The organism is Geobacillus sp. PK12, assembly GCF_004123125.1.
In the GTDB taxonomy this organism is placed as follows: Bacteria; Bacillota; Bacilli; order Bacillales; family Anoxybacillaceae; genus Geobacillus; species Geobacillus zalihae.
In genome coordinates this window covers 1-3976 of sequence record NZ_SDKL01000113.1, presented here as the reverse complement: position 1 = coordinate 3976, position 3976 = coordinate 1, and the positions used below count along the sequence as shown (strand labels likewise).

The following is a 3976-nucleotide window of genomic DNA, read 5'->3' as shown; positions in this document are numbered from 1 at the left end:
TTAAATACGTTGCCCGCCTTCCTGAGTTGGTGAAACTCATTTCGGATGAAGGCTGCGAGTGCCAGCTTGCGACTAACATTGGTTTTATGTCCAAGTTGAGTAACAAGGCAGACCATAAGTATTGCCATAGCCTGGCTAAAGAAGTGTTCGGTGGGGATATGCTTGATGTCTTCCTCCCTCGCCTTGACGGTTTTGAACGCTGCGGCGAGTCTTTTGACACTGTTATTTCAGCTAACCCGGCAACGTATGTTGGTAGTGCTGATGCATTGAAGAACGCGCGAATTGCCGCGGAAGATTTTGCTAAAGCAGTTTTTGACCGTATTGAATTTATCAGATCTAACTGAGGAGTAAGAAACCCCCATGTCAAAGAAAAACAGACCAACAATTGGGCGAACCCTTAATCCTTCAATATTAAGCGGATTTGATAGTTCTTCAGCCTCTGGCGATCGAGTCGAGCAGGTATTCAAGTTATCAACTGGTCGCCAGGCCACATTTATTGAAGAGGTAATACCTCCGAACCAGGTAGAAAGCGATACCTTTGTTGATCAGCATAACAACGGGCGTGACCAGGCATCTCTTACGCCAAAATCATTAAAAAGTATCCGAAGCACTATTAAGCATCAGCAATTTTACCCTGCAATAGGTGTTAGACGGGCTACAGGGAAAATTGAAATTTTGGATGGTTCCCGGCGTCGAGCTTCTGCCATCTTAGAGAACGTAGGGTTGCGGGTTTTAGTCACGGACCAGGAGATCAGCGTTCAGGAAGCGCAAAATTTAGCGAAAGACGTTCAGACAGCATTGCAGCACAGCATTCGAGAAATAGGTCTGCGTTTGATGCGAATGAAAAATGATGGGATGAGTCAGAAGGATATTGCAGCCAAAGAAGGGCTGTCTCAGGCGAAGGTCACGCGTGCTCTCCAGGCAGCGAGTGCTCCGGAAGAATTAGTCGCCCTTTTCCCTGTGCAGTCGGAATTAACCTTTTCGGACTACAAAACGCTTTGTGCTGTTGGCGACGAAATGGGGAACAAGAATTTAGAGTTTGATCAGCTTATTCAAAACATATCCCCGGAAATAAACGACATCTTATCCATTGAAGAAATGGCCGAAGATGAAGTTAAAAATAAAATCCTGCGCTTGATAACAAAGGAAGCCTCACTACTCACGGATAAAGGTTCTAAAGATAAGTCCGTAGTTACTGAATTATGGAAATTTGAGGACAAGGATCGCTTTGCAAGGAAGCGCGTGAAAGGCCGTGCATTTTCTTATGAGTTTAATCGACTCTCAAAAGAGTTACAGGAAGAACTCGACAGGATGATTGGGCATATCCTTAGAAAGAGCCTCGATAAAAAGCCGAAGCCTTAAACTTTCGCCATTCAAATTTCACTATTAACTGACTGTTTTTAAAGTAAATTACTCTAAAATTTCAAGGTGAAATCGCCACGATTTCACCTTGGATTTTACCTTCCTCCCCTCCTCCCGAAAAAAATAAAAAAATTGCTTGTCACGAGAAAGTCAACAAGTGACTTTCAATAAAATCTCTTCCGAAAAGGGATTCACACAAGTGCCTTGTGTTTAAGGAAGAGTAAATTGAGTAACTTACGCGAATACCAGAATCGTATTGCAGATATCGCAAAACGCTCTAAAGCTGTGCTTGGCTGGGCAAGCACTGCGCAGTTCGGTACTGATAACCAATTCATTAAAGATGATGCCGCGCGTGCCGCATCTATCCTTGAAGCTGCACGTAAAGACCCGGTTTTTGCGGGTATCTCTGATAATGCCACCGCTCAAATCGCTACAGCGTGGGCAAGTGCACTGGCTGACTACGCCGCAGCACATAAATCTATGCCGCGTCCGGAAATTCTGGCCTCCTGCCACCAGACGCTGGAAAACTGCCTGATAGAGTCCACCCGCAATAGCATGGATTCCACTAATAAAGCGATGCTGGAATCTGTCGCAGCAGAGATGATGAGCGTTTCTGACGGTGTTATGCGTCTGCCTTTATTCCTCGCGATGATCCTGCCTGTTCAGTTGGGGGCAGCTACCGCTGATGCGTGTACCTTCATTCCGGTTACGCGTGACCAGTCCGACATCTATGAAGTCTTTAACGTGGCAGGTTCATCTTTTGGTTCTTATGCTGCTGGTGATGTTCTGGACATGCAATCCGTCGGTGTGTACAGCCAGTTACGTCGCCGCTATGTGCTGGTGGCAAGCTCCGATGGCACCAGCAAAACCGCAACCTTCAAGATGGAAGACTTCGAAGGCCAGAATGTACCAATCCGAAAAGGTCGCACTAACATCTACGTTAACCGTATTAAGTCTGTTGTTGATAACGGTTCCGGCAGCCTACTTCACTCGTTTACTAATGCTGCTGGTGAGCAAATCACTGTTACCTGCTCTCTGAACTACAACATTGGTCAGATTGCCCTGTCGTTCTCCAAAGCGCCGGATAAAGGCACTGAGATCGCAATTGAGACGGAAATCAATATTGAAGCCGCTCCTGAGCTGATCCCGCTGATCAACCACGAAATGAAGAAATACACCCTGTTCCCAAGTCAGTTCGTTATCGCGGCTGAGCACACGGTACAGGCGGCGTATGAAGCACAGCGTGAATTTGGTCTGGACCTGGGTTCCCTACAGTTCCGCACCCTGAAGGAATACCTGTCTCATGAACAGGATATGCTGCGTCTTCGCATCATGATCTGGCGCACTCTTGCGACCGACACCTTTGACATCGCTCTGCCGGTTAACCAGTCCTTTGATGTATGGGCAACCATCATTCGTGGCAAATTCCAGACTGTATATCGCGACATTATTGAGCGCGTTAAATCTTCTGGTGCGATGGGGATGTTTGCTGGTGCTGATGCAGCATCTTTCTTCAAACAGTTGCCGAAGGATTTCTTCCAGCCAGCCGAAGACTATATCCAGACTCCGTATGTTCACTACATCGGTACCCCATTTAGGACCACCCACAGCACCTAACAAAACGGCATCAGCCTTCTTGGAGGCTTCCAGCGCCTCATCTGGAAGTGGAACACCTGTAGCATCGACCTGCAGGGGGGGGGGGGCGCTGAGGTCTGCCTCGTGAAGAAGGTGTTGCTGACTCATACCAGGCCTGAATCGCCCCATCATCCAGCCAGAAAGTGAGGGAGCCACGGTTGATGAGAGCTTTGTTGTAGGTGGACCAGTTGGTGATTTTGAACTTTTGCTTTGCCACGGAACGGTCTGCGTTGTCGGGAAGATGCGTGATCTGATCCTTCAACTCAGCAAAAGTTCGATTTATTCAACAAAGCCGCCGTCCCGTCAAGTCAGCGTAATGCTCTGCCAGTGTTACAACCAATTAACCAATTCTGATTAGAAAAACTCATCGAGCATCAAATGAAACTGCAATTTATTCATATCAGGATTATCAATACCATATTTTTGAAAAAGCCGTTTCTGTAATGAAGGAGAAAACTCACCGAGGCAGTTCCATAGGATGGCAAGATCCTGGTATCGGTCTGCGATTCCGACTCGTCCAACATCAATACAACCTATTAATTTCCCCTCGTCAAAAATAAGGTTATCAAGTGAGAAATCACCATGAGTGACGACTGAATCCGGTGAGAATGGCAAAAGCTTATGCATTTCTTTCCAGACTTGTTCAACAGGCCAGCCATTACGCTCGTCATCAAAATCACTCGCATCAACCAAACCGTTATTCATTCGTGATTGCGCCTGAGCGAGACGAAATACGCGATCGCTGTTAAAAGGACAATTACAAACAGGAATCGAATGCAACCGGCGCAGGAACACTGCCAGCGCATCAACAATATTTTCACCTGAATCAGGATATTCTTCTAATACCTGGAATGCTGTTTTCCCGGGGATCGCAGTGGTGAGTAACCATGCATCATCAGGAGTACGGATAAAATGCTTGATGGTCGGAAGAGGCATAAATTCCGTCAGCAAGTTTAGTCTGACCATCTCATCTGTAACA

Annotated in this window: 4 protein-coding genes and 2 pseudogenes; 3 read left to right on the top strand and 3 right to left on the bottom strand. The window is 46.7% G+C overall.

Annotated elements, in window-relative coordinates; all coding sequences use genetic code 11:
• The 3 genes from ETR37_RS18270 to ETR37_RS19955 all read left to right on the top strand — a co-directional run.
• Positions 1–344: hypothetical protein (locus ETR37_RS18270; protein ID WP_483299685.1), on the top strand; the 344-nt coding region annotated here is incomplete at its 5' end.
• Between the two features lie 16 nt (positions 345–360).
• Positions 361–1362 carry a ParB family protein gene (locus ETR37_RS18265; RefSeq protein ID WP_000038866.1) on the top strand — a complete coding sequence of 334 codons (1002 nt, stop codon included), beginning with the start codon at positions 361–363 and terminating at the stop codon, positions 1360–1362.
• A gap of 225 nt (positions 1363–1587) precedes the next feature.
• Positions 1588–2979, top strand: coding sequence for a hypothetical protein (locus ETR37_RS19955; RefSeq protein WP_240673929.1), 1392 nt, complete (start codon positions 1588–1590; stop codon positions 2977–2979).
• A 12-nt stretch (positions 2980–2991) separates the two neighbouring features.
• On the opposite strand, the pseudogene ETR37_RS21015 reads toward ETR37_RS19955, so the two are convergent.
• From ETR37_RS21015 to ETR37_RS18240, 3 genes and pseudogenes are all read right to left on the bottom strand, one after another.
• Positions 2992–3105: pseudogene (locus ETR37_RS21015) on the bottom strand (hypothetical protein); the annotation flags it as partial.
• A pseudogene (locus tag ETR37_RS18250) lies at positions 3071–3214 on the bottom strand (IS5/IS1182 family transposase); the annotation flags it as partial. The pseudogenes ETR37_RS21015 and ETR37_RS18250, both read right to left, overlap by 35 nt.
• A gap of 137 nt (positions 3215–3351) precedes the next feature.
• A partial coding sequence (locus tag ETR37_RS18240) for an APH(3') family aminoglycoside O-phosphotransferase (protein ID WP_164978027.1) occupies positions 3352–3976 on the bottom strand: 625 nt, incomplete at its 5' end.

Excerpts from the sequence above, each read along its gene's own strand:
- ETR37_RS18265 (WP_000038866.1), top strand. The coding sequence starts at position 361 with ATGTCAAAGAAAAACAGACCAACAATTGGGCGAACCCTTAATCCTTCA.